The 802-nt window shown below is 33.4% G+C and carries 1 pseudogene; it reads right to left on the bottom strand.

Features of this window, described 5'->3' with window-relative positions:
* Nucleotides 1–784: pseudogene (locus tag JG676_RS07700) on the bottom strand (autotransporter outer membrane beta-barrel domain-containing protein); the annotation flags it as partial.
* Between the last annotated feature and the right edge of the window lie 18 nt (nt 785–802).

Raw genomic sequence — 802 nt, 5'->3', positions numbered from 1 at the left:
CATTTTTAGAAGTAATAGTTCCACCATTTTCAATGGTGATGCCGTGTGTTTGAACATCTACATCTTTTTGTCCTATGGTTCCTGTATTAATAATACCGCCATTATTACCTTGAATGGTTCCAGATACAGTGATACTTGTATTTACTTGTTTGCCTGCTCCTATATAAATGCCAGCATTACCACCTTCTAATCTACCTTTTACGTCTATGCCTTCGCCTGTGATATCTTTACCACTTCCGTCTATATTAATACCATTATTGCCTGCTTTAATGACGCCTCCGCTTTCTATAGTGATTTTACCGATATTTGTTGAATTACCACTAACATCGCCATGATCATAAAAACTTATACCATTTAATTTAGCATCAATAGTTCCTTTATTGGTAAGCGTACCTATTTTATTTCCTGCTTCTACTAAGATACCATTAGAGCTTGATTGTATAGTGCCTTCATTGGTAAAGGTGTTTATAGTAGATATACTACTATAAACAGTTGCAAGAGCAATACCTGCTGCAAGATTATTATTGCTAGTTGATTCTATGGTTCCTTTGTTAGTAAAATTTTCAATTGATGAAGCAGATAATTTTATACCTACTTTGCCAGAGATAGAACTTTCATTGGCAAAATTACTTATAGTACTATTTCTTAAAGATATACCTATTGAACCCCCTCCATATTGATTTGGTTCTGCTGTTCCACTAGTTTTTATAGTTCCTTTGTTGGTAAAATTTTCTATAGTAGAACTACCAACATAAACCCCACTTCCATTATCACTACTTATCAATTTCTCATTAGTAAAAGT

This window comes from Campylobacter sp. 2018MI34, from assembly GCF_016598975.1.
Lineage (GTDB): Bacteria > Campylobacterota > Campylobacteria > Campylobacterales > Campylobacteraceae > Campylobacter_D.
Note: the sequence above shows the minus strand (reverse complement) of the source record. Positions and strands in the feature narration are given on the sequence as shown.